The organism is Azorhizophilus paspali, assembly GCF_043587585.2.
Classification (GTDB): Bacteria; Pseudomonadota; Gammaproteobacteria; order Pseudomonadales; family Pseudomonadaceae; genus Azotobacter; species Azotobacter paspali.
On sequence record NZ_CP171449.1, the window covers coordinates 1,872,368 to 1,896,764 of the forward strand.

General features: G+C 63.5%; 19 protein-coding genes and 2 pseudogenes. 12 read left to right on the forward strand and 9 right to left on the reverse strand.

The window, feature by feature from the left end:
* Positions 1–35: 35 nt before the first annotated feature.
* From ACGI6K_RS09255 to nfuA, 4 genes are all read left to right on the forward strand, one after another.
* Positions 36–3,143 carry an efflux RND transporter permease subunit gene (locus tag ACGI6K_RS09255; protein WP_376949538.1) on the forward strand — a complete coding sequence of 1,036 codons (3,108 nt, stop codon included), beginning with the start codon at positions 36–38 and terminating at the stop codon, positions 3,141–3,143.
* Positions 3,140–4,678 (forward strand): efflux transporter outer membrane subunit, encoded by a 1,539-nt coding sequence (locus ACGI6K_RS09260; RefSeq protein WP_376949540.1) that lies wholly within the window; start codon positions 3,140–3,142, stop codon positions 4,676–4,678. The genes ACGI6K_RS09255 and ACGI6K_RS09260 overlap by 4 nt, the downstream gene beginning before the upstream one ends.
* Before the next feature lie 63 nt (positions 4,679–4,741).
* Positions 4,742–7,009, forward strand: a complete 2,268-nt coding sequence (locus tag ACGI6K_RS09265) for a fatty acid cis/trans isomerase (protein WP_376949542.1) — start codon at positions 4,742–4,744, stop codon at positions 7,007–7,009.
* Positions 7,010–7,117: 108 nt separating this feature from the next.
* The gene (gene nfuA, locus ACGI6K_RS09270) at positions 7,118–7,702 is read left to right on the forward strand and encodes a Fe-S biogenesis protein NfuA (RefSeq protein ID WP_376949544.1); all 585 of its coding nucleotides are present in this window, start codon (positions 7,118–7,120) and stop codon (positions 7,700–7,702) included.
* 160 nt (positions 7,703–7,862) lie between these two features.
* Here nfuA and ACGI6K_RS09275 read toward each other — a convergent pair whose 3' ends face one another.
* Together ACGI6K_RS09275 and ACGI6K_RS09280 are read right to left on the reverse strand one after the other, a co-directional pair.
* Entirely contained in the window at positions 7,863–8,129 is a 267-nt protein-coding gene (locus ACGI6K_RS09275) for a hypothetical protein (RefSeq protein ID WP_012701433.1), read from the reverse strand.
* Positions 8,130–8,335: 206 nt separating this feature from the next.
* Positions 8,336–8,572 carry a hypothetical protein gene (locus ACGI6K_RS09280; RefSeq protein WP_376949546.1) on the reverse strand — a complete coding sequence of 79 codons (237 nt, stop codon included), beginning with the start codon at positions 8,570–8,572 and terminating at the stop codon, positions 8,336–8,338.
* 212 nt (positions 8,573–8,784) lie between these two features.
* Here ACGI6K_RS09280 and ACGI6K_RS09285 point away from each other — a divergent pair, with 212 nt between their 5' ends.
* Positions 8,785–9,618, forward strand: coding sequence for an undecaprenyl-diphosphate phosphatase (locus ACGI6K_RS09285; protein ID WP_376949548.1), 834 nt, complete (start codon positions 8,785–8,787; stop codon positions 9,616–9,618).
* Positions 9,619–9,679: 61 nt separating this feature from the next.
* Here the strand turns inward: ACGI6K_RS09285 and ACGI6K_RS09290 are convergent, their stop codons facing one another.
* Both ACGI6K_RS09290 and ACGI6K_RS09295 read right to left on the reverse strand, forming a co-directional pair.
* Entirely contained in the window at positions 9,680–11,269 is a 1,590-nt protein-coding gene (locus tag ACGI6K_RS09290; RefSeq protein WP_376949550.1) for an ABC-F family ATPase, read from the reverse strand.
* Between the two features lie 77 nt (positions 11,270–11,346).
* Positions 11,347–11,616, reverse strand: a complete 270-nt coding sequence (locus tag ACGI6K_RS09295; protein WP_376949552.1) for a hypothetical protein — start codon at positions 11,614–11,616, stop codon at positions 11,347–11,349.
* A gap of 660 nt (positions 11,617–12,276) precedes the next feature.
* Here ACGI6K_RS09295 and ACGI6K_RS09300 point away from each other — a divergent pair.
* Positions 12,277–12,438: a hypothetical protein gene (locus tag ACGI6K_RS09300; protein ID WP_377968526.1), complete on the forward strand. Its 162-nt coding sequence runs from the start codon at positions 12,277–12,279 to the stop codon at positions 12,436–12,438.
* Positions 12,439–12,768: 330 nt separating this feature from the next.
* Here the strand turns inward: ACGI6K_RS09300 and ACGI6K_RS09305 are convergent, their stop codons facing one another.
* Positions 12,769–13,482 carry an SOS response-associated peptidase gene (locus ACGI6K_RS09305; RefSeq protein ID WP_376949556.1) on the reverse strand — a complete coding sequence of 238 codons (714 nt, stop codon included), beginning with the start codon at positions 13,480–13,482 and terminating at the stop codon, positions 12,769–12,771.
* Between the two features lie 253 nt (positions 13,483–13,735).
* On the opposite strand from ACGI6K_RS09305, the gene ACGI6K_RS09310 reads away from it, so the two are divergent.
* The gene (locus tag ACGI6K_RS09310; RefSeq protein ID WP_376949558.1) at positions 13,736–14,314 is read left to right on the forward strand and encodes an antibiotic biosynthesis monooxygenase; all 579 of its coding nucleotides are present in this window, start codon (positions 13,736–13,738) and stop codon (positions 14,312–14,314) included.
* A gap of 682 nt (positions 14,315–14,996) precedes the next feature.
* Positions 14,997–17,501 carry a bifunctional diguanylate cyclase/phosphodiesterase gene (locus tag ACGI6K_RS09315; RefSeq protein WP_376949560.1) on the forward strand — a complete coding sequence of 835 codons (2,505 nt, stop codon included), beginning with the start codon at positions 14,997–14,999 and terminating at the stop codon, positions 17,499–17,501.
* A 23-nt stretch (positions 17,502–17,524) separates the two neighbouring features.
* On the opposite strand, the pseudogene ACGI6K_RS09320 reads toward ACGI6K_RS09315, so the two are convergent.
* Positions 17,525–17,783: pseudogene (locus ACGI6K_RS09320) on the reverse strand (type II secretion system F family protein); the annotation flags it as partial.
* Here ACGI6K_RS09320 and ACGI6K_RS09325 point away from each other — a divergent pair.
* Positions 17,782–18,364, forward strand: a pseudogene (locus ACGI6K_RS09325) (lytic transglycosylase domain-containing protein). The pseudogenes ACGI6K_RS09320 and ACGI6K_RS09325 sit on opposite strands and share 2 nt — an antisense overlap.
* Here ACGI6K_RS09325 and queD read toward each other — a convergent pair.
* Positions 18,365–18,721: a 6-carboxytetrahydropterin synthase QueD gene (queD, locus tag ACGI6K_RS09330; protein ID WP_376949562.1), complete on the reverse strand. Its 357-nt coding sequence runs from the start codon at positions 18,719–18,721 to the stop codon at positions 18,365–18,367.
* 274 nt (positions 18,722–18,995) lie between these two features.
* Between queD and ACGI6K_RS09335 the strand changes: the two genes are divergently transcribed.
* The 3 genes from ACGI6K_RS09335 to ACGI6K_RS09345 are packed head-to-tail and all read left to right on the forward strand — an operon-like array spanning position 18,996 to position 21,300.
* The gene (locus tag ACGI6K_RS09335; protein ID WP_376949564.1) at positions 18,996–19,316 is read left to right on the forward strand and encodes a PepSY domain-containing protein; all 321 of its coding nucleotides are present in this window, start codon (positions 18,996–18,998) and stop codon (positions 19,314–19,316) included.
* Entirely contained in the window at positions 19,316–19,981 is a 666-nt protein-coding gene (locus ACGI6K_RS09340; RefSeq protein ID WP_376949566.1) for a response regulator transcription factor, read from the forward strand. The genes ACGI6K_RS09335 and ACGI6K_RS09340 overlap by 1 nt, the downstream gene beginning before the upstream one ends.
* The gene (locus ACGI6K_RS09345) at positions 19,978–21,300 is read left to right on the forward strand and encodes a sensor histidine kinase (RefSeq protein WP_376949568.1); all 1,323 of its coding nucleotides are present in this window, start codon (positions 19,978–19,980) and stop codon (positions 21,298–21,300) included. The genes ACGI6K_RS09340 and ACGI6K_RS09345 overlap by 4 nt, the downstream gene beginning before the upstream one ends.
* A gap of 79 nt (positions 21,301–21,379) precedes the next feature.
* On the opposite strand, the gene nuoN is transcribed toward ACGI6K_RS09345, so the two are convergent.
* Together nuoN and nuoM are read right to left on the reverse strand one after the other, a co-directional pair.
* The gene (gene nuoN / locus ACGI6K_RS09350) at positions 21,380–22,852 is read right to left on the reverse strand and encodes an NADH-quinone oxidoreductase subunit NuoN (protein ID WP_376949570.1); all 1,473 of its coding nucleotides are present in this window, start codon (positions 22,850–22,852) and stop codon (positions 21,380–21,382) included.
* Between the two features lie 8 nt (positions 22,853–22,860).
* On the reverse strand, positions 22,861–24,390 hold the full coding sequence (gene nuoM / locus ACGI6K_RS09355; RefSeq protein ID WP_376949572.1) for an NADH-quinone oxidoreductase subunit M: 1,530 nt from the start codon (positions 24,388–24,390) through the stop codon (positions 22,861–22,863).
* Positions 24,391–24,397 lie beyond the last annotated feature (7 nt).

A 24,397-nucleotide genomic window follows, 5' to 3' on the forward strand; every position in this document is an offset into this window, starting at 1 on the left:
GCCGCGAATGAACTCACCTCTACGGGGTGCCTGGCATGAACCTGTCCGCTCCCTTCATCCTACGTCCGGTGGCGACCCTGCTGCTGAGCGTGGCGATCCTTCTGGTCGGCGCGCTGAGCTTCGGCCTGCTGCCGGTGTCGCCGCTGCCGAAGATGGACTTCCCGGCGATCAGCGTGGAGGCCAACCTGGCCGGGGCCAGTCCGCAGATCATGGCTTCCAGCGTGGCGACGCCCCTGGAGCGGGCCCTCGGCGGCATCGCCGGGATCAGCGAAATGACCAGCTACAGCAGCCAGGGCAGTACGCGGATCAACATCCTCTTCGACATCGGCCGCGATATCGACGCCGCCGCCCGCGAGGTGCAGGCGGCGATCAACGCGGCGCGCACCCTGTTGCCCAGCGGCATGCGCAACATGCCCACCTACCGCAAGATCAATCCCTCCCAGGCGCCGATCATGGTGCTCTCGCTAACCTCGCCGGTGCTCGACAAGGGCCGGCTCTACGACGTCGCCTCGAGCATAGTGGCGCAGAAGCTGTCGCAGGTGAGCGGGGTAGGCCAGGTTCAGGTCGGCGGCAGTTCGCTGCCGGCGGTGCGGATCGAACTGGAGCCGCGCCTGCTCGACCAGTACAACATCGCCCTTGACGAGGTGCGCCAGGCGATCGTCGCGGCCAACGTGCGGCGACCCAAGGGCGCGCTGGAGGATGGCGAGCGCCATTGGCAGGTGCAGGCCAGCGACCAACTGGAGCGCGCCGCCGACTACCGGCCGCTGGTGATCCGTTACCAGAACGACGGGCCGGTGCGCCTGAGCGACGTGGCCAGGGTCCACGACGGCCTGGAGAACCGCTACAACAGCGGCTTCTACAACGACCAGGACGCGGTGCTGGTGATCGTCTACCGACAGGCCGACGCCAACATCCTCGAAACCGTCACCGAGATCCGCGACCGGCTGCCGATGCTGCGCGCGGTGATCCCGGCCAGCGTCGAGCTGGAAGTGGCGATGGACCGCTCGCCGGTGATCCGCGCCACCCTGCACGAAGCTGAGCGCACTCTGCTGATCGCCGTGGCCCTGGTGATCCTGGTGGTGCTGGCCTTCCTCGGCCACTGGCGGGCCGCGCTGATCCCCGCGCTGGCGGTGCCGGTGTCGTTGGTCGGCAGCTTCGCGGTGATGTACCTGTGGGGTTTTTCCCTGAACAACTTGTCGCTGATGGCACTGATCATCGCCACCGGCCTGGTGGTGGACGACGCCATCGTGGTGCTGGAAAACATCGCCCGGCACATCGAGGAGGGCGAGAAGCCGCTGGCGGCGGCGCTCAAGGGCTCGCGCGAGGTGGGCTTTACCCTGCTGTCGATGAACCTGTCACTGGTGGTGGTGTTCATCTCCATCCTGTTCATGGGCGGTATCATCGAGCGGCTGTTCCGCGAGTTCTCTATCACCCTGGCGGTGGCCATCCTGATTTCCCTGCTGGTCTCGCTGACGCTAACGCCGATGCTCTGCGCCCGCTGGCTGAAGTCCGGGCAGGAGGCCCGCGCGCCTGGTCGCCTGGGACGCTTCGCCGGCCGCCTGCAGGCGCGGGTGCTGGCTGGCTACGCGCGCAGCCTGGACTGGGCGCTGCGCCATTCGACGCTGATGCTGGTCGGCCTGTTGGCGACCATCGTCCTGAACGTCTACCTCTACGTCGCGGTGCCCAAGACCTTCATGCCGCAGCAGGATGCCGGCCAATTGTCGGGCTTCGTGCGTGGCGACGACGGACTGTCCTTCCAGGTCATGCAGCCGAAGCTGGAGGAATTTCGCAAGGCGCTGCTGGCCGATCCGGCGGTGCAGAGCGTGGCTGGTTTCAGCGGCGGCTCCGGCGGGGTCAGCAATGCCATGTTGATGATCCGCCTGAAGCCGATCGCCGAGCGCGGCCTGTCCGCCCAGCAGGTGATCGACCGCCTGCGCAAAAACATGCCCAAGGTGCCGGGCGGGCAGATGTACCTGATGGCCGACCAGGACCTGCAGTTCGGCGGACGCCAGGGGCGCACTTCGGAAAGCGAATACGTGCTGCTGTCCAGCGATCTCGAACTGCTCAATGTCTGGCTGCTCAAGGTGCGCGAAGCTCTGGCCGCGCTGCCGCAGCTCACCGACATCGAGGCCAAGCAGGGCGAAGGTGCCCAGCAGATCCGCCTGGTCGTGGATCGCGAGAGCGCCAAGCGCCTGGGCGTGGACATGGACACGATCACCGCGGTGCTGAACAACGCCTTCAGCCAGCGGCAAATCTCCACCATTTATAACGATCTGAACCAGTACAAGGTGGTGATGGAGATCGATCCGAAGTACGCCCAGTCCCCGCAAGCGCTGGACATGGTCCAGATGATCACCGACGACGGGCTCCGTGTGCCGCTGTCGGCCTTCGCCCGTTGGGAACTCGGCCTGGCGGAAGACCGGGTACAGCATCAGGGCCAATTCGCCGCGGAGAACATCAGTTATTCGGTCGCGCCTGGCTACAGTGCGCTGGAGGCCAACCAGGCGATCGAGCAGGCGGTGGCGCGGGTCGGTCTGCCCACCGAGGTGCAGGGGATTCTCGGCGGCACCAGCGGCGCTCTGCAGCAGGCGCAGAAGGCGCAGCCGCTGATGATCCTCGGTGCTTTGATGGTGGTGTACATAGTGCTCGGCATCCTCTACGAGAGCTACGTTCACCCGCTGACCATCCTCTCCACGCTACCTTCGGCGGGGGTCGGCGCATTGCTGGCGATCGAGCTGGTCGGCGACGAATTCAGCCTGATCTCGCTGCTCGGTCTGTTCCTGCTGATCGGCGTGGTAAAGAAAAACGCCATCCTGATGATCGACCTGGCGCTGCACCTGGAGCGCCAGGAACTGCTGAGTCCCGAGGAGTCGATCCGGCGTGCCTGCCTGCTGCGCTTCCGGCCGATCCTGATGACAACTCTGTCGGCCATCCTCGGTGCCGTGCCGTTGCTGCTGGATAGCGCCGAAGGCGCGGAAATGCGCCGGCCGTTGGGGATCGCCATCGTCGGCGGCCTGGTGCTCAGCCAGTTGCTCACCCTCTACAGCACGCCGGTGATCTACCTGTTCTTCGACCGTCTGCGTCACCGCTTCAACCGCTGGCGCGGCGTGCGCAGCGATGCCGCTCTGGATACCTCGTTATGACCGCATCCGTTCTATCTTTCCGTCCCAACCGACTGGCCTGGTCGATGACGCTTGCCTTGGGCCTGGCCCTCGGTGGCTGCACCCTCGGGCCGGACTACCAGCGACCGCAATTGCCCACCCTGGACAGCTTCAGGGAGGGAAAGGGCTGGAAGCTGGCCACGCCGGCCGACGAGGCCGAACGCGGTCCCTGGTGGGAAATGTACGGCGATCCCATCCTCGACGATCTGATGCGCCGGCTGGACGAGTCCAACCAGACCGTCGCCCAGTCGATCGCCCAGTACCTGCAGGCGAAGGCGACGGTGCGCACGGCGAAGGCGGACTTCTTCCCGAGCGGGCGGGTCACCGTCGACGAAACCCGCTCGGCGACGGCCAGCGGCAGCGGCGGTACTTCGCGCCTGCCCGACGGCTCGACGGTGAGTTCCGGCGGCGGTGGCGGGACCATTTCCAACAGCTACAACGCGGTCAGCAACATCAGTTGGGAACTGGACTTCTGGGGCAAGATGCGCCGCCAGTTGGAGTCGGATCGCGCCGGCCTGCAGGCCAGCGCCGCCGATCTCGCCGCGGTACGCCTCAGCCAGCAGTCGACCCTGGCGCAGAGCTACCTGCAACTGCGCGTGCTGGATGGCCAGCGACGTTTGCTCAAAGCCACGGTGGAGGCCTACGCACGCACCTTGCGGCTGACCGAGAACCAGTATCGCGCCGGCATGGTCACCAAGGCCGACGTGACCCAGGCGCAGACCCAACTGAAGAGCACCGAGGCCCAGGCCATCGACCTCGATTACCAGCGTGCGCAACTGGAGCACGCCATCGCCGTGCTGATCGGCGTGCCGCCGGCCCAGCTCGAGCTGGCCGAGCTGGACAGCCTGCCGGAGCTGCCGGAAATCCCCACGCTGCTGCCGTCGCAACTGCTCGAGCGGCGTCCGGACGTGGCCGCGGCCGAGCGCGAAGTGATGTCCGCCAATGCGCTGATCGGCGTGGCCAAGGCGGCGCGTTTCCCGACTTTCAGCCTGAGCGCGGCGGGCGGTTATCGTGCCACCCATACGGACTACTGGTTCGAGAAGGACAACCGCTTTTGGAACATCAGCCCGGAAATGGCCCTGACCCTGTTCGACGGCGGCCTGCTACGCGCCCAGGTCGACCAGGCGCGGGCCACCCACCAGCAGGCGGTGGCGACCTACCGGCAGACGGTGCTGGACAGCTTCCGCGAGGTAGAGGACTACCTGGTGCAACTGAGCGTGCTGGAGCGCGAGATCCAGGCTCAGCAGGAGGCGGTGGATGCGGCTCAGGAGTCCCGCCGGCTGGTGGAGAACCAGTACAAGGCCGGTACCGTCGACTACACCAGCGTGGTCGATGTGCAGACCGCGGCCTTGTCCAACGAGCGCACCATCCTGACCCTGCTGAGCAACCGGCTGACCGCCAGCGTGCAACTGATCGCCGCTCTCGGCGGTGGCTGGGACAGCGCCGAGTTGGACAATCTCGAGATGCTGGACGAGCGGCTGGAACAGGCGCGGCTGGAAGATTCGCAAGAGGATTGACGGCAACGGCCGAGGCGGGGGCGCTTGCGGTTAGAATGCCGTCCCGCTTTTAGGAACAGCCCCATGCCGCTTCGCCTTTTCCTCCTCGTGCTGCTGGCGCTCGGCGTCGCGGCGCGGGCCGAAGAACTGTCGTACCGCCGCGACATCCAGCCGATCTTCACCGCCAAATGCGTGGCTTGCCATGCCTGCTACGACTCGCCCTGCCAGCTCAACCTGGGCAGCGGCGAAGGGGCACAGCGCGGCGCCCACAAGTTACCGGTGTACGACGGGCTGCGCACCGAGGCCCAGGAAACCACCCGACTGTTCCTCGATGCCGAAGGTGAGGCGGCCTGGCGGCGCAAGGGCTTTCATTCGGTGCTCGACGGCGGTCAGGCGGCGCTGATGGCGCGCATGCTGGAGCTTGGTCGCGGCCGTCCGCTGGTGCACAACGCCCGTTTGCCGAAGGATTTGGAGATCGGTATCGAACGGCGCAACAATTGTCCGCTGCCCGGCGAATTCAAGGCCTTCGCCCGCGCCAATCCTCTGGCCGGTATGCCTTTCGCCGTCACCGGCCTGACCGACGGCGAGTACACGACCCTGAGGAAATGGCTGGAGCAGGGGGCACCGATCGACGCGGTGTCGCTCGAACCGTCGCCGGCCGAGGTGGTGCAGATCGCCACCTGGGAACGGTTGCTGAACGCGCGTGATCCGCGTTCCCGACTGGTCGCCCGCTGGCTGTACGAGCACCTGTTCCTCGCCCACCTGCATTTCGAGGGTGGTGCGCCGGGGCACTTCTTCCAACTGGTGCGTTCGCGCACGCCTTCCGGCCAGCCGGTCGAGCCGATCGCCACGCGGCGCCCCAACGACGACCCCGGCGGCGATTTCCATTACCGGCTGCGACCGGTTGCCGACGTGATCGTGCACAAGACGCACATCACTTATCCGCTCAGCCCGCGCAAGCTCGCCCGGGTGCGCGAGCTGTTCTTCTCTGGCGACTGGCAGGTGGCGGAACTGCCCGGTCACGGTACCCAGCACCGCGCCAATCCGTTCGAGACCTTCGCGGCGATTCCGGCACAGGCGCGCTACCGCTTCATGCTGGACAATGCCGAATACTTCGTGCGTACCTTCATCCGTGGCCCGGTATGCCGCGGGCAGATCGCCACGGACGTGATCCGCGATCACTTCTGGACGCTGTTCCAGGCTCCCGAGCGGGATCTCTATCTCACCGATGCGCGGTACCGCGAGGCGACGACGCCGCTGCTCGTGCTGCCCGGCCAGATCGACGATATCTCCGGCCTTTGGAGTCTCTGGAGCGCCTACATGGATCGCCTCAAGCGCTACGAGAGCCTGCGCCGCCAGGCTTACACCGAGCATCCGGCCGCATGGTCGGATTTGTGGAGCGGCAACGACAACGCCTTGCTGACCATCTTCCGCCAGTACGACAGCGCCTCGGTACACAAGGGACTGGTCGGAGCTGTGCCGCAGACCTTGTGGCTGCTGGATTTCCCGCTGTTCGAACGCACCTACTACCAGTTGGTGGTGAATTTCGATGTATTCGGCAATGTTTCCCATCAATTGCAGACGCGCCTGTACTTCGACCTGATCCGCAACGGCGCCGAGCAGAACTTCCTGCGCCTGCTGCCGTCCGGCACGCGCCAGGCGATCCTCGACAGTTGGTACGAGAACAGTGGCCAGCTCAAGCTCTGGCTCGCCTATACCGAGATCGACAGCGAGACGCCCTCGGCACTGGATCTGCCGCAACGCGAACCGATCCGCGCTTTTGCCGGACGCCTGCTGGAGCGGCACGCGGCGATCAATGCCTGTCCCGATCCGTTCAACCGCTGCCGCTCGGCGTATTGCCATCGGCCTGGCGTGGCGCGGGAGTTGCAGTACGCCGAACAGGTCCTCAGTCGTCTGGTCAGCCGGCCCGCGGCCGGCTTACCGGTGGTGCTCGCCCTGCCGGAGGCCAGCCTGCTGCGCGTCGAATACGGCCAAGGAAAACGGGAGATCTACAGCCTGCTGCGCAACCGTGCCCACAGCAACGTGGCATTCATTTTCGGCGAGCATCTGCGCTACCAGCCGACGCTGGATACTTTGACGCTCTATCCGGGCGTACTGAGCAGCTACCCCAACTTCCTCTTCAACGTCCGTGCCGAGGAAGTGCCGGATTTCGTCGTGGCGCTGGAGCAGGCGAGGGCAGGGGCGAGCTTCTCGGCCGTCGTCGAGCGCTGGGGCGTGCGCCGCAGCCATCCGGAGTTCTGGCGTTATTTCAACGATCTTTCGGCCTGGATGCGGGAAACCGAACCGCTGGAGGCCGGGGTGCTGGACATGAACCGCTACCAAAACCTGTGACTCGGTGTGTCTGTCGCGGGACTTCGGGATTATTCCGACAAGCACACTAGGACTTTATCCCCAAGGGGGCTTGGCGTACACTCGGGAGCATATTCGCGAGGAGCTGCCATGAGCGCCATCACCATAACCGACGCCGCACACGACTATCTGGCCGAATTACTGGCCAAGCAGAACGGCACCGACATCGGTATCCGTATCTTCATCACCCAGCCCGGCACGCCCGCCGCCGAGACCTGTCTCGCCTACTGCAAGCCGCACGAGCGGCATCCGGATGACATCGCCCAAGCGCTGAAGAGCTTTACCCTGTGGATCGATGCCGTCAGCGAACCCTTTCTCAAGGACGCCATCGTCGACTACGCCAGCGATCGCATGGGCGGACAACTGACCATCAAGGCACCGAACGCCAAGGTTCCGATGATCGACGAGAACAGTCCGCTGGGCGAACGGATCAACTACTACCTGCAGACCGAGATCAATCCGGGTCTGGCCAGCCATGGTGGCCAGGTGAGTCTGGTGGACATCGTCGAGGAGGGAGTCGCCGTGCTGCGTTTCGGTGGCGGCTGCCAGGGGTGCGGCATGGTCGACACGACGTTGAAGGACGGCGTGGAGAAGACCCTGCTCGAGCGCATCCCCGACCTCAAGGGCGTGCGCGACGCCACCGATCACAGCAATCGGGAAAACGCTTACTACTGATCGATACTGCGACAGGGCGGGAGCGAAGAAAGAAGGCGGCCATGGCCGCCTTTCGTTCACCTGCCGTTTCGCCGCGATCCGGCGACTTTGGCTTGTTTTTTGCCTTTATTTTTTGCAAAAGAAGCCTTGCCGGGGCAAGGCTTCATCTGTTCGGATTGGATCAGTCCGGCATGTTCCAAGGAGCAAGAGCGAAGCCCTGAAGGGTTAGCTCTTGGCGGGTTTGCTGAATGACGCTGGCGAGTTTCTTCGGGTCCGAGTAGGTCGAGCAGGGAATGCGCTTGTGCCCCAGTGTCCGCGTACTGGTGCGGTCCACGACGGTCAAGTTCAGTTCACTGTTGATTTCCTGAGTCCAGGCGATGCACTGCAAGGGTTTGAAAGCGCGGTTGGCGATCAGCAGGGCTTCGTTGAAACGGAGCGAATTGGTCATGGGGCGATCCCTCTTTGAGTACCATGATTAAGGCCGTCTGGCGCGGCCATCGGTCTTTCACTTTTTCAGGCACGGTGCTGTCGCGCGAACGTGACACTTGTCTGAAACCTGCCCGGGCCAACGGATTCCTTCCGTCGCCTTGAATCTCATATGAGACGAAGTATAGGTCGGTGTCTCTAGTTTGATACAGATTTTTCCGACAAATGTTAGCCCGGCGTGTCCACCTGGCGATAAATCAGCAGAAGTTTGCGGGTAATAACGTTCCAAATACCGTGTCGCTCGAAACTGGACCAGTGGCTGGGCTTGTCGATCCGCAGACGGTGGAGACAGGGCAGTCGCTGGCCGGATTCGCGCAGATCTCCCTTGATCAATATGAGCAGAAATATGTCGCCGAGCTTCTTCCTGTCGCTGATGATCTGTGCCAGCGCCCACTCGAGGGGCATGTTCTCCGGTATCGATTCGTCTTCCTTGGTCGGACTTCATACATGAAGTTTGCGGCGGCGCCCTTTCCTCTCTGCTAGCATGCCGGCCGGCATGCCGAGGGTGGGAGTCGTGTTTTCGTTCCCCGCGTGCGTGCGACTTCGTCGGCTGTGTCCGCTCCTCTCGGCGGGGTTGCGGGCCGCCGGGTCATTTTTGTAGTTCGGATGGGGAATCGATGGAGCTTTGGCTCGCTGCGCAGGCGTTCATCTTGGGGGTTGTCGAGGGGCTGACGGAGTTTTTACCGATATCCAGTACCGGACACCAGATCATCATCGCCGATCTGATCGGTTTCGGCGGCGACAGGGCCAAGGCGTTCAACATCATCATCCAGCTCGGGGCGATCCTGGCCGTGGTCTGGGAGTTCCGCGAAAAGGTGTTCGGCGTGATCCTCGGCCTGCCGCGCGAACCCCAAGCGCAGCGCTTCACCGTCAACTTGCTGATCGCCTTCCTGCCGGCGGTGGTCCTCGGCGTGGCGTTCGCCGATTTGATCGAATACTGGTTGTTCAATCCGATCACGGTGGCCAGCGCATTGGTTGTCGGCGGTCTGGTCATGCTCTGGGCCGAGAGGCGCCAACACATTATCGAGGTGCACGCGGTGGACGAAATGAACTGGAGGCACGCCCTCAAGATCGGCTTCGCCCAATGCTTGGCGATGATTCCCGGCACTTCGCGCTCGGGTTCGACCATCATCGGCGGCCTGCTGTTCGGTCTGTCGCGCAAGGCGGCGACGGAGTTCTCCTTCTTCCTCGCCATGCCGACCATGGTCGGCGCCGCTGCCTATTCCGGCTATAAGCATCGCGCACTCTTCGAAAACGGCGGCGACCTGCCGATTTTCGCCCTGGGCTTCGTCGTTTCCTTCATCTTCGCCATGCTCGCCGTGCGCGGGCTGCTCAAGTTCATCGCCAGCCACAGCTATGCGCTGTTCGCCTGGTATCGCATCGGTTTCGGTTTGCTGATCCTTTTAACCTGGCAGCTCGGCGTGGTCGACTGGAGCACGGCGCAGGGCTGAGCCTTCATGGCGCGACGCGGGGCACAAGCTCCGCACGCCGCGGCGCCTGTGCCCTGTGCTCTCAGACCGCTACGCCCTGGCTGCGCAGGTAGTCGTCGTAGCTGCCGCTGAAGTCGGTCACGCCGCTGGCGGAGAGTTCGATGATGCGGGTAGCCAGCGAGCTGACGAACTCGCGGTCGTGGCTGACGAAGATCAGTGTGCCGGGGTAGTTCTCCAGAGCCAGGTTGAGCGCTTCGATGGACTCCATGTCGAGGTGGTTGGTCGGCTCGTCCATCACCAGCACGTTGGGTTTGGCGAGGATCAGCTTGCCGAACAACATGCGCCCCTGTTCGCCGCCGGAAATCACTTTCACCGATTTCCTGATCTCGTCGTTGGAGAACAGCATGCGCCCGAGGGTGCCGCGCACCAGTTGCTCGCCGCCTTGGGTCCACTGGGCCATCCAGTCGAACAGGGTCAGATCCTGCTCGAAGTCGTCGGCGTGGTCCTGGGCGAAGTAGCCGATCTCGGCGCTCTCGGCCCACCTCACCTCGCCGCACTGCGGCGGCATCTCGCCGACCATTGTGCGCAGCAGGGTGGTCTTGCCGATACCGTTGGGGCCGATGATGGCGACCCGCTCGCCGGCTTCGACTTGCAGCGACAGGTCTTTGAACAGCGTCATGCCGTCGAAGCCCTGGCCGACCTTCTCCAGGGTCAGCGCCTGGCGGTGCAGCTTCTTGTTCTGCTCGAAGCGAATGAAGGGGCTGACCCGGCTCGACGGCTTGACCTCTTCCAACTGGATCTTGTCGATCTGCCGGGCGCGGCTGGTGGCCTGCTTGGCCTTGGAGGCGTTGGCCGAGAAGCGGCTGACGAAGGTCTGCAGTTCGGCGATCTGTGCCTTCTTCTTGGCGTTGTCGGCGAGCAGGCGCTCGCGGGCCTGGGTTGCCGCGGTCATGTACTCGTCGTAGTTGCCGGGAAATAGGCGCAACTCGCCGTAGTCCAGGTCGGCCATATGGGTGCAGACGCTGTTCAGGAAGTGACGGTCGTGGGAGATGATGATCATGGTGGAGTTGCGCGCGGTGAGCACGCTTTCCAGCCAGCGGATGGTGTTGATGTCGAGGTGGTTGGTCGGCTCGTCGAGCAGCAGCACGTCCGGGTCGGAGAACAGCGCCTGGGCCAGCAACACGCGCAGTTTCCAGCCGGGCGCCACGGCGCTCATCGGGCCGAAGTGCTGCTCCAGCGCAATGCCCACCCCGAGCAGCAGCTCGCCGGCGCGGGACTCGGCGGTATAGCCGTCCAGCTCGGCGAACTGCACCTCGAGATCGGCGACCTTCATGCCGTCCTCTTCGCTCATCTCCGGCAGCGCGTAGATGCGGTCGCGTTCGGCCTTCACGTTCCACAGTTGCTCATGGCCCATGATCACGGTATCGATCACGGAAAAATCTTCGTAGGCGAACTGATCCTGGCGCAGCTTGCCGAGGCGCACGTTAGGCTCGAGCATCACCTGGCCGGCGGAGGGCTCTAGATCGCCGCCGAGGATTTTCATGAAAGTGGACTTGCCGCAGCCGTTGGCGCCGATCAGGCCATAGCGGTTACCGTTGTTGAACTTGACGGAGACGTTCTCGAACAGCGGCTTGGCGCCGAACTGCATGGTGATGTTTGCTGTGGAGATCAAAGGGCTTTCCTATCAATAATTTACAAGCCACTGAATCACGCTGATAGCGATTTGTACCAATTTCGAGCTTTGCGATCTCACTCCAGTCGGAGCTTGACTTGATCAGCGGGCGTATTGGAGAACAGCATTTGGACGTTGTTGCCTAACTGCTGGTTATAAAGCGGACTCATGCTAGCCATCAGGCCCATGGTCGCGTAGGTATGACGGGCAGTTGCGGCCGATCCCGAATGCCGAAAGCGCGCAAGGCCTGTTTGAAGTGCTTGTCGGTGATGCTCGATTCCTTGGATGGAGTCGGCATCGCACACAGGTGGAAAAACGTCGGGCGAATCCTTGTAGGTTGGAGACACCGCCTTTCTTCTGGGCAGCGATCTTACCAGCTTCGTCCGGGGCATGCAGGGCTCGGTCATTCAGCGGGACATTGCCGGTCTGGCGCGTTTACCGATCGTGCCTTGTCTTTCCTCCTAGGCTGCATCGACGAAGGCGGCGCAGATCCCGGCGGTCCGCATGGCGCGTTCCCGTGCCTTGGCGGTGTCGCTCGACGCCCGAGTGAGCGTTTGCGCCATGTGCTGGTGGAAATAGGTACAGTCGCTCGAAACGGGATCGACCCCGGTGCTTTCTGGGTAGCCATCCACTGGCGGCTGGGAGGAGAAGGAATGGCCGGTTACGCCGGCTAGTCGGGCATTGTATTGCCGCTGGCATGCCTACCAGTAGGATAGGGCTGATGAACCCCTGGACTTGCAGATTACTCGAACAGGCTGCGCGCCTTGCCGGGTACCGTGAACCCCGGTATGGCCATCTCTTGGCAATGGCCGGCTGACGCCACCTGCATGCCGATCTGCCGACGGTGGCCCTATTATATGCAAGTGATAATTATTATCAACTGATGGCCAACAATATTTCGCGCCGGCTGCCGTAAACCGAATCCTCTTGCGTCACCGCTCGCTGGACGTCCTGGATCTCGACCGATCCTTGGCCAGGGGCGTACTACTGGTGATGACTTGCCCCGTATGTCGCTTCTGGATGGCTTTGGCTTTCGCTTTCCAGTAGGCATCGCCTTTGGGTTTGAAACGGCGAGGCCTCAGGGCGAGATGGATCGCCACTGCCACGACGGCGAGAGCGGTGATCGCTGCGGCGCTAATCCAGAAATTATTCATGAAGATCCTTGGTAACCAGATGGAAATGTGTTGCTCCGGCCCCGCCGGCCTATTGCTGGCAGGCCACTTCTGACGAGGCGAGGCGTAGAAGTGGCAAGCCCTCGGCATGGCCAGGTTCGTGCGGCAGAGCGGCGGAGCATGCCGGGACGGCATCGTTAGGCCTGGAGCTGCCTGCAGTCGGGTTCGTCGGGTCGGCGGCCCATGGGGCAAGGACGGATGGTGCATGGCCGGGACGCCAAGGATACGACGCTCGAAGAGTGTAGGCGAGCCGATCCCGTGCGGCCTGAACGGCCCCGAGAAAAACTCCTTGCGGTGGTCGCGGCGCGGAAACGGTGTCCTGCCGGCTCATTCCGTCTCGATCGCTCCCTGCGGCCGGATCAGTTCGTTTCCTTCCTCGCGCACATTCCCCACGGCCAATCCAACCGGATACCACTCGAACGCCGCCGACGGCATGCCCCGGTGAAGGGCGATCTCCTCTGCCTGGGCCGGTGTCCGTCGCGGGTCGATCCAGGCGCGGGCCATATCCGCTCCCAGGACCAGCGGCTGGCGGTCGTGGATCTCGCCCATCCGCCCCTCGCTGGGCCGGGTGATCAGGGCGAAGCCATCCTCTTCGCGCAGTGCGGTACCCTCGCGCGCAAAGTGGCCGATGGCCGGGAAGAACAGCGGTTCGCCGTTCTTCAGGTGAAGGAAGAAGGGCTGTTTTCGCCCCTTGCCGGCCGCATCCGGTCGCCATTCGTACCAGCCGTCGGCCGGTACCAAGGCGCGCCCGGACTTCCAGGCCTCCCGCCAGAAGCGGCTGCTCGCCAGCGTTTCCACTCGGGCGTTGATCGCCGGCGTTCGTGCTCGCGGCCCCTGGGCCCAGGCTGGCGCGTATCCCCAGGGAACGAGTTCCATGCGCAGCCCGTCGGCGTCCGCGTGGATCAGCAGCACCCGTGTGTGCGGGGCCACGTTGTAACGGGCGATCGGCGCGGGGTCGATGCCGGACGCCAAGGGTGTTTCACTGCGTAGCGCCTGCAGGTAATCGATCGCCGTCCGGTATTGAACGAATCTGCCGCACATAGCCGGCCTCCGTTGCATGCTCTTTCTGCTTCGAAGTATTGCCAGCGTCCGCGGGGGTGGCCAGGAAGCCTGTCGGTAAGGCCGTATCCGGCATGAGCCATCGCGCAGCCCTGCCTCTTCGAGTATCCGGGGGTTGGTTGTTCGCCGCCGGATGGGTTAGTTTGGGCCTGCCTTTCGGTGGGTTTTACCCAGATCCGCCGTTTCTTCGGCAGGCCCTACCCGGGTAGCCGGATACTCAAAAAGGAGATACAGGATGTCTAATGCCCCTGTCACCCTCATGGTCGCGCGCCGTGTGGCTCGCGGTCGCTACCGGGCTTTCAGCGTTTGGCTCGAGGATGGCCGCCGTCTGGCCGCCGGCTTCGATGGCTTTCTTGGGTCCGGCGTATTGGCGCCGCCGCCCGGCGACGATGAATACCAGATCGTCTTCCGCTTTCGCGACCAATCCACTCTGGCCGCCTGGGAACATTCCGCTTCGCGGCACGCCTGGCTGGCCCGTGGCCAGGGTCTTTTCGAGGCGCCCCACGAGCACCGCGCTACCGGGCTGGGAAGCTGGTTTCAGGATGCCGTGGGCAACGGGCCGCCACGCTGGAAGCAGGCCATGGCCATCTGGCTGGCGTTCTTCCCGGTTTCCCTGGTATTCCAGTGGCTGTTCGGCGATACCCTGGGTACCTTGCCGCTCTTCCCGCGGATATTGCTCAGCACCCTAATGATGACGCCACTGATGGTCTTCCTGTTCATCCCGCTCGTCACTCGTCTGCTGGCTCCCTGGCTCAATGGCCGACCCGCCATGCAAGGGCGCCTCGAGCGATTGCCGCATCCGAGCCGCGCATAGCGGGCGACTCGGCGCTCGTCGCTCGTCGCGGCGCTCGGGCGCCGGCTCGATGTTCTTCACTCGTCTTTCGCGAAAGACCTTTCGGGCGTGGCGACAGCGCCGGGCCTCCGGTGAGCCGTCGCCCGGACTTCGAGGTATGGTCGGCTGTGGCTGGGAGTCCATATCGGCTCCATTTCCCCGGTCTTGAGCCGTCCAATCGACTAAACAGGCCATCCATGGAGGGCTTGTTTGACCCGCTCGCGTCGAGCCGAGATGGCTACAGTAGAGCCTCCCTCGTCACTGACCGATACGCCTGCGTCCAGGTCCGCCGCTTCGCTCCGCATGCTGCCGGATGCCGATGTCTGCTTGGCAATGCATTCGGATGACCTCTTTTCCCGGGAGACGACTCAAGGGCTGGCGCGGCTTCCCGTAGCGAAGCTGTCCTGCTCCTTGGCTGACGGCAGTCGTTTTTGCAGTCACGGTTGAGGCGGACCGATCCTGAAATCAGGAGTGCGGACGTTGTCCATGCCATGCGCGTTCGAATCCAGGCAACCCCGACATGCCGGCATGGCTGGAAATCGCATTCGCGAACGTGCAGCCATTGCCAGCAAGTTTGAGAAAACAAGAAGCGAAAGCATTTTGTACACGATGACATGGCGCGATTTCATTCGGCTGCAGCCTGTCTTGAGTGGTGGTGCCTGATATGCGGAAAAACAAGAAAAACAATGCTTTGGGCAAGCGCTGGTTAGGAATGTCGCTACTGCTGGCTGTCTGGGTTCTGATTTTTCTATTCGGCGGTTTGCTGTCGCCGGTAAAGTATTTTCTGACGCTGCACCAGGTGGTGGAAACCGTTTCCATCGTGGTGAGCGTGCTGATCTTCGCCGTTGGCTGGCACACTTTCAGGATGCATGGGAACCGCGTCATCCTGATTGTCTCCTGCACCTTTCTGGGTGTGGCGATTTCCGACTTTTCGCACATGTTGTCCTACTTGGGGATGCCCGATTTTCTCGGTCCGAACTCCCCGGAGAAGGCGATCGGTTTCTACCTGCTGGCACGTTGTCTGACGGCGCTGGGCATCTTGCTCATCGCCTGCCTGCCCTGGCGGCTGGAAGTTTCCGGCCGCTCCGCCGCGATTGGCCCGGACAGATGGAGAGTCCTTCTTGTCACCCTGTGCGCCATCGTATCGATTCATCTGCTCCTGCTTCTATTTCCAGAGATACTGCCGAGGACTTATCAGGAGGGCGTCGGCCTGACGGAGTTTAAGCGGGAAGTCGAGTTCTCCATCATCGCCATTCATGCTGCCAGCATAGTCTTGTTGTCAGTGCGAAGACGCAGGGACATGGGGCTCGATAAAGGCTTGCTGATCTGTTCCGTGCTGGTCATGATGATGGGGGCGTTCTTTTTCACGATATATAGCAATGTCACGGATGCTTACAATATCTCCGGTCATATCTACAAGATAATTGCTTATCTGATCTTGTACAGGGCCATCTTTGTCGAGTCCATTCTTGCCCCTTACAAGTTTCTGGAGGATTCGAGGCAGCATGTCGAAGTTCTCATGGGGGCGTTGCCGGATATCATTCTCGAGGCTCGCCTTGATGGCCTGCTCCTCAGTGCCCACGTTCCGGCGGACGGAAAGCTGTTCGGGGAGAAGGAGCCGAGGGCTGGGGATTATCTCCAGGATCGGCTTCCCTCCCAGGCCATGGACTGTCTGACCGGGGCGATGCGGGCGGCAAAAAGCGAGGGGCAGAGCGCGGGGCTCCGGTTCCGAACCGGCAAGGGCGCGGAGGAGGTGGTTTTCGATGTTTCGGCTTCGTTGCTCGCGCAGCGGTCCGATACGAGCAGTCATTTCGTCATCCTGATCCGGGACGTGACGGAACAAGCCAGGAATCAGTCCAAGATCGAGCAGATGGCGCACTTCGATGCGCTCACCGGGCTTCCGAACCGCACGCTGTTCAATGCCTGCTTCGAGGTCGAGGCCACGCGCTGCGAGAAGCAACGGCAGTCCCTGGCGCTGATCTTCATGGACCTCGACAACTTCAAGAACGTCAACGATTCGCTGGGCCATAAAGTCGGCGATGCCCTGCTGGTCGAACTCGCCGCACGCCTGGAAAAGGTCCTGCGCCCAGGGGATATGATGTCCCGCCAGGGTGGCGACGAGTTCATGTTACTGCTTCCCGAGGCGGACGTGCGCACGGCCGAACAAATGACCGAATGCATCAAGAGATCCGTCGAAGTACCTATTCAATTAGGGCAATATACGCTGCACGTTTCCGCGTCGATGGGAATCTGCATATTTCCCCAGGATGGGCGGGATCTCGAAACCCTGTCCAGCCATGCCGATATCGCCATGTATTGGGCCAAGCAGGAGCGCCGCAGCCACTATGCGTTCTTCTCGGAGGAAATGCAGGCGTGCGCGGCCAGATCCCTGTTGCTGGAGGGGGCGTTGCGCGAAGCGCTTCAATGCGGGCAACTGGATATCTATTACCAGCCGCAGTTCGACATAACGGGAAAAAAGCTGGAAGGCGCCGAGGCTCTGGTAAGGTGGCGCCATCCCGAATTGGGGTTCATCAGTCCCGCCGAGTTCATCCCCATCGCCGAGATCACCGGTCAGATCATCAAGATAGGCGATTTTGTCCTGCGCAGGGCCACGCAGCAGATGAGGCATTGGCTGGATGCGGGTTTGCCTAGGGACATGAGCATCGCGGTCAACATCTCCATGGCGCAGTTCCGCGATACGGCTCTGCTGGAAAAGATCGACACGGCGCTCGCCGAAAGCCAGTTGCCGCCATGGGCGCTCGAACTGGAGCTGACCGAAAGCGTGGCGATGGACGATCCCGAGCAGGTTGTCGACATCGTGCGCAGCCTGCGCTCCCGGGGCGTGAAGCTTTCCATCGACGACTTCGGCACCGGCTATTCGTCGCTCAGCTATCTGAAAAAGCTGCGGGTGCACAAGCTGAAAATCGATCGTTCCTTTATCCAGGCCATTTCGTCCGCCGGTAGCGACCGGAGCATCGTCCAGGCCATCATTGACCTGGCCAAGGATCTGGACATGCAGACCATCGCCGAGGGCATCGAGGACGAGGAACAGCGTCAGTTGCTAGAGGCGCTGGGCTGCGATTCGGGGCAGGGCTTCCTGTTCTGCAAGCCGTTGCCGGCCTCGGAGTTCCTGCCTGCGCTACACGAGTTCTCCAAAAGCCCCTTGTGACATCCCGTCCGCTCGTCGCAAAACTACTGGATGCTCGATGCCAGTTTGAAGATCGGCATGTACATCAGGACCACGCTCAGCCCCGATGATCAGGTCGATGAAGGTCATCAGCAGCAGCTCGAACAGCCGCACGAACCAGTCGATCCAGCGTCCGGTCTTTTCGTCGTAGAAGTCCGCGGTGCGCTCCATCATGACGCCGAGGTTGCCGGCCTGTTCGCCGGCACGCAGCATACGCAGGGAAACCGGTGTCGCCAGGCGGTTCTCTTCCAGCGAGCGGGACATGTTCGGCATGAGCGCCGTGCTGGCGTCGGCGATGCCGGCATATGGCGATATCTACAGGGAGGTGGCGGCGGACGGCAGCATCGTCCTCACCAATGTCCATCGCCGGGAGCGCAGGAGCGTGCGCCTGCGTCGCGAGCCGCCGCTCGTGTCCGCGGCCGCCGTGTCGAAGCGCGAACGCTGGCCGCTGCGCTGCCCCATACCGCGCTGGTGGCCGCCGCGACGGCCGAGCTCGGCTTGTCCGAAGCACTGTTGCGTGCGGTGATCCGCGACGAGTCCGACTACGATCCGCGTGCCGTTTCGCCGAAGGGGGCAGCCGGTCTGATGCAGTTGATACCGGATACCGCCCGCGAACTGGGGGTGGTCGATGTCTGGGACCCGACCGCCAATATCCGCGGCGGCGCCCGCTACCTGAAACGCCTGCTGATATGTTCGATTAGGATCTCGACTTGGCCGTGGCCGCCTACAACGCCGGTCCCAGGGCGGTCATCGGCAGCGGCGGCGCCATCCCGCCCTTCGCCGAAACCCGGCGCTACGTGCCGAAGGTGCTCGAACAGTACCGCCGCCTGCAAAGCGGCGGCTGATCAGTCGCCGCGGTACTCGCAGCCGCTGGTGCAGGTTTCGTGGATGCGCACCCGGGAAAGCTCGGGCAGCAGAGGTTTGAGCTGTCGCCAGATCCATTTGGCGAGAATCTCGCTGGTCGGGTTCTCCAGACCTTCGATCTCGTTCAGGTAGTGGTGGTCCAGCCGTTCGTAGATCGGCTTGAAGATCTCCTTGATCTCGGAAAAGTCGCGAATCCAGCCGGTGTGGGGATCGATTTCGCCCTCGATATAGATGGCCACGCGGAAGGAGTGGCCGTGCAGCCGGCCACACTTGTGTCCGGCCGGAACCCGGGGGAGGCGGTGAGCCGCTTCGAATACGAATTCTTTGAATAATTCCACTGAACAGTGCCTTGATGGGTGAGTTGGACGCTTCCCGCTTCGGGCGCGTCCCGCAGGCGCGCGGGGTGGATTTTAACCCCTGAGCCGGCTTATGGTTCCACCAGGAACGACCGGAAGTCGCCGTTCAGCCCGTATTAAGGCACTGGCCCCAGACTGGTCGAAGAGGGGCTAAGGGGGACGGCGGCTCTTGTCGGCTTCTCTATCCACCACGTTTTTCGAGGGATTCTTCCATGCTTGCTTTCATCGTCCCCTCTGCAGGATGCGCCTTCGGCCAATGATGCGCGCGCGTGCCCGCTTCGGAGCTTGGGGGGCAGCTCTGCTCGCCGCTTTCTGCCTGTTGAGCGCGGATGCACGGGACCTGGATCAGGACCAGGCCCTGCGTCTGCGTCAGGAGGGCGTCATCCTGCCGCTCGAGCAACTGGTCCGCAGTGCCCTGGACCGTTACCCGGGCGCCAGTCTGCTGGAGGCCGAACTGGAGGAAGAGCACGGCGCCTACGTTTATGAAGTGGAACTGCTCACGACCGGCGGGGTGGTGCGCGAGTTGGAACTGGATGCCCGCGACGGCCGCATCCTGAAGGACGAGGAAGACGACTGATGCGTCTGCTGTTGGTGGAAGACTCGGTCAGCTTGGCCGATGAGCTGGTGGCCAGCCTGCAGCGCCAGGGCTATGCCGTCGACTGGCTAGCCGATGGGCGCGATGCCGCCCGCCAGGGGACCTGCGAGCCTTACGATCTGATGATTCTCGATCTGGGACTGCCCGGCAAGCCGGGACTGGAGGTGCTGCGCGAGTGGCGCGCCCGGGGGCTGGCCACACCGGTACTGGTGCTCACCGCTCGCGCTTCCTGGGCGGAACGCATCGAGGGGCTGAAGGCGGGAGCCGACGACTATCTGTGCAAGCCCTTCCATCCCGAGGAACTGCAACTGCGTATCCAGGCGCTGCTGCGCCGGGCCCACGGGCTGGCCAACCAACCGCAACTGGAGGCGGGGGGACTACAGCTCGATGAAGCCCGTCAGATGGTTCGCTGCGGTACGGAGGATATCGAGCTCACCGCCGCCGAGTTCCGCTTGCTGCGCTACCTGATGCTGCACGCGGGCCAGTTGCTCTCCAAGGGGCAACTCGCCGAGCATCTCTACGACGGCGAAACCGAGCGCGACTCCAACGTCATCGAGGTGCACATCAACCGCCTGCGCGGCAAGCTCGGCCGGACAGTGATCGAAACCCGCCGCGGCCAGGGCTACCGCTTCGCCGGTGTGCATTGAGATCGATCCAGCGCCGGCTGGGGCTGGGCCTGATCGGTGTCCTGCTGGGCGCCGGGCTTCTGCTGGCGCAAAGCACGCTCTGGATGCTCGATGCGGGGCTGCGCCGCTACCTGCAAGACGATCTGCGCGAGCAGGCGGAAGCCCTGCTGACCGGTCTGGTCCGCGGACAGCAGGGCATCCAACTGGATGAGCCGCGCCTGCCGGGCGTCTACCAGCGCCCCTATTCCGGCCATTATTTCCGTATCGACTTGGCTGACGAGATCTGGCGTTCGCGCTCCCTCTGGGACCATGCCCTGACGGTTTCGCCCGACACGGGCCTGCAGGACGGACTGGTCGACGGTCCGAACGGGCAGCGTCTGCTTCTCTACCGTGCCGACTACCGGCGTTTCGGTCAGGACATCTCGATCAGCGTGGCTTCCGACTATACGCCGATCCTGCAGGCCTATCGGCGCGTGCAGGGGCTCGGTTGCCTGCTGGGGCTGGGTGTGCTGGTTCTGGTGGTGCTGCTGCAGCGACTCACGGTGCGCCGGGCCTTGAAACCGCTCGAAGAAGTGCGCCGCCAGGTCGAGCAGTTGCAGCAGGGGTTTCGCCAGCAACTGGATACTGGGGTTCCCGTCGAGCTGGAGCCATTGGTGGCGCAGATCAACCATCTGCTGCGCCAGACCGAGAACACGCTGCAGCGGTCGCGGCATGCGGTCGGCAATCTCGGTCACGCCCTGAAGACGCCGCTGGCCGTGCTGACTAGTCTGGCCGCACGGGACGAACTGGCTGCCTGCCCGGAACTGCTGGCGTCGCTGCAGGAGCAACTGGCGCAGATCGAGCAGCGCCTGGCCCGGGAATTGGGGCGTGCGCGGCTGGCCGGCGAGGCCTTGCCGGCCAGTCACTTCGATTGCGCGGCGGAACTGCCCGGATTGTTCGCCACCCTAGCGATGGTCCACAACCGGGGGCTAGCGATCGATTGGCGGGCGCCGCCAGGGGTGCGCCTGCCGTGGGACCGGGAAGACATGCTGGAGCTGCTCGGCAACCTGCTGGACAACGCCTGCAAGTGGGCACGGATGCAGGTGAAGCTGGAAATCGCCAGTGTGCCGGGCGGCTGGCTGATCTTGGTCGACGACGATGGTCCGGGAATGGCCGCCGAGTTTCGCGCCGAGGCCATGAATCGCGGCATCCGCCTGGACGAGCAGGTCGCCGGGCATGGACTGGGCCTGGCCATAGTGCGCGATATCCTTGAAGCCTGGCAGGGCAGGCTGACGCTGCAGGACTCGCCGCTGGGAGGGTTGCGGGTAACGATCGAATTGCCGGCGCGCAGGGACGCGTGAACGGGAGGGGGGAAGGAGTTTCGCTGAAGTGTGCCGACATGGCGGAGCGCAATCGCTCCGCCATGTCGGTGATCCGGCTTCAGCCGACCAGCAGGCCGCTCTGCTGCACCAGCTCCAGCAGGGGTTGCGGGTAGACGCCGAGGCCGAAGGCCAGCAGGGCGATGAGCAGCAGCATGATGCCGCCGCTGCCCAGGTTCCAGCGGAGCGGAGCGTCGCGACGCTGCAGCTTCGGCTCGACCAAGTACAGGGTTACCGTTACTCGCAGGTAGTAGTAGACGCCGATGGCGCTACCGATGACCAGCGCCGCGAGCAGCCACCAGAGCCCAGACTCGACGCCCGTGGCGATCACGTAGAACTTGCCGATGAAGCCGGCCGTCAGCGGGATGCCGGCCAGCGACAGCATCATGGTGGTGAGTACGGCGGTCAGGTACGGACGGCGCCAGAACAGGCCGCGGTACTCGTACAGGGCGTCGGCGTCGCGGCCGCTATAGGGTGTGGACATCAGGGTGATCACCCCGAAGGCGCCGAGGCTGGTCAGCACATAGGACGCCAGGTAGACGCCGATCGCCTCCATGGCCATACCCTTGCTGGCGATCAGCGCCACCAGCAGGTAGCCGAAATGGGCGATGGAGGAGTAGCCGAGCAGGCGCTTGATGTTGCTCTGCAGCAGCGCCAGCAGATTGCCGAGCAGGATCGAGGCGACGGCGATCAGGCTCAGCAGGTCATTCAGCCAGCCGCCGGAAGTCGCCGGGGAGATCTGGTACAGGCGCAGCAGCACGGCGAACACCGCGACCTTGCTGGCGGTCGCCAGGAAGGCCGAGACCGGTGCCGGCGCGCCTTCGTAAACGTCCGGCGTCCACAGGTGGAAGGGTACCAGCGACAGCTTGAAGGCCAGGCCGATCAGCATCAGACCGATGCCGACATGTATCAGGCTGCCCTGCACGCCGTCCGGCGCCATGGCGTTGCCCAGGCTGGCGAAGCTCAGGCTGCCGGATTCGGCGTAGAGCAGGGCCATGCCGAACAGCAGGAAGGCCGAGCCCGCCGCCGAGAGCACCATGTACTTGATGCCGGCTTCCAGCGAATGCCGGTTGAAGAAGGCATAGGCGACCATGCCGTATACCGGTACCGAAAGCAGTTCCAGGCCGATGAACAGCCCGGCCAGGTGCTGGGCCCCGACCAGCACCAGCGCCCCGGCCGTAGCGAGTAGGATCAGCAGGTACATTTCCTCGCGGTTGCCGGGATAGCCCGGCGTGCCGCTCTTGTCGCCCATGTAGGCATGGATCAGGGTCACGCAGGCCAGGGTGGCGACCAGGATCAGCGCCGTGTAGAACACGGCGAAGCTGTCTATCTGCAGCAGCGGGGTGACCGCCAGCGGCGCGACCTTGGCCGCCGGAATGACCGATAGCAGGGCGAGGTTGAGACCGGACACCGAAAGGATGAAGGTCAACGAGTGGTTGCGCTTCCAGGCGATGCCGAGCATCACCGCCATGATGGTGGCGGAGGTGATGAGCAGCGGCAGCAGGGCGATGAGTTGTTGCGTCGTGATTTGCATGGCTCTACTTACCGGGCCGAAACGAGTTGGGTGAGGGCGGTGCTCAGCCACTGCTGCACGCCTTGCATGCTGGCAGCGGAAGTGTCGAGAACCGGCTGCGGGTAGACGCCGAGGAGGATCAGCAATCCTGCCAGGCCGAGCACCATGCTCAGTTCGCGGGTGTTCAGACCGAGCAGGGCGCCTTCCGTCCTGGCCGGGCCGAAGTAGGCGCGGTGGATCATGATCAGCGAGTAGACCGAGCCGAGCACCAGGCCGGTGGAGGCCAGCACGGTGATCCAAGGCGCCTGCGGGAAGGTGCCGATCAGGACCAAAAATTCGCCGACGAAGTTACCGGTGCCCGGCAGGCCGAGCGCGGCGGCGGCGAAGAACAGGCTGACCGCCGGCAGCCAGGGCATGCGTCCCCAAATGCCGCCCATCTCGCGCATGTCGCGGGTGTGCAGGCGTTCGTAGAGCTGGCCGCAGAGGATGAACAGCGCGGCGGCGGAGAGGCCGTGGGCGATCATCTGCACCACGGCGCCCTGCAGGGCGATCTGGCTGCCGGAGTAGATGGCGATCAGGATGAAGCCCATGTGCGACACGCTGGAATAGGCCACCAGGCGCTTGATGTCGGTCTGCGCGAAGGACACCAGGGCGCCGTAGACGATGGCGAACACGCCGAGGCCCATGGCGATCGGCGCGAATTCGGCCGAGGCGTTGGGAAACAGCGGCAGGGCGAAGCGCAGCAGGCCGTAGGCGGCGGTCTTCAGCAAAATGCCGGCGAGATCCACGGAGCCGGCGGTCGGCGCCTGGGCATGGGCATCGGGCAGCCAGGAGTGGACCGGGATCACCGGGAACTTCACCGCGAAAGAAATGAAGAAGCCAAGCATCAGCAGGAACTCGGTGCCCGGCTCCAACTGGGTCTTCAGCAGGTCGGCGTAGTTGAAGGTGAATACGCCGGTCTGGCTGTAGTGGACGAACACCAGGCCGAGGATGGCCACCAACATGACCAGGCCGCTGGCCTGGGTGAAGATGAAGAACTTGGTGGCGGCGCTGATACGGGTGTTGCCCGTACTGCCGCTATGACCCCAGAGCGCGATGAGGAAGTACATCGGCACCAGCATCATTTCCCAGAAGAAGAAGAACAGGAACAGGTCGACAGCTAGGAAGACGCCGACCACGCCACCGAGAATCCACATCAGGTTGAGGTGGAAGAAACCGACCTTCTGCTGGATTTCCTTCCAGGAGCAGAGGACCGAAAGCACGCCGAGCAGGCCGGTGAGAACCACCATCAGTATCGATAGGCCGTCGAGGGCCAGGTGTACTTCGATACCGAAACGCTCGATCCAGCTCAGCCGGAACTCGGAGGTCCAGAGGGGGGCGGCTCCCGGTGCGGGGGCCAGGGTATAGTCCCCGGTGGCCCACAGCCAAAGGCCGAGAACCAGCAGCAGGGACATGGTCAGCAGTGCGATCCAGCGTGGCAGGGTGGTGCCGAAGCGCTCACCCTGCCAGCATAGCAGGCCGCCGATAAAGGGGATCAGGATCAGCCAGGGCAGAATCATGACGGGC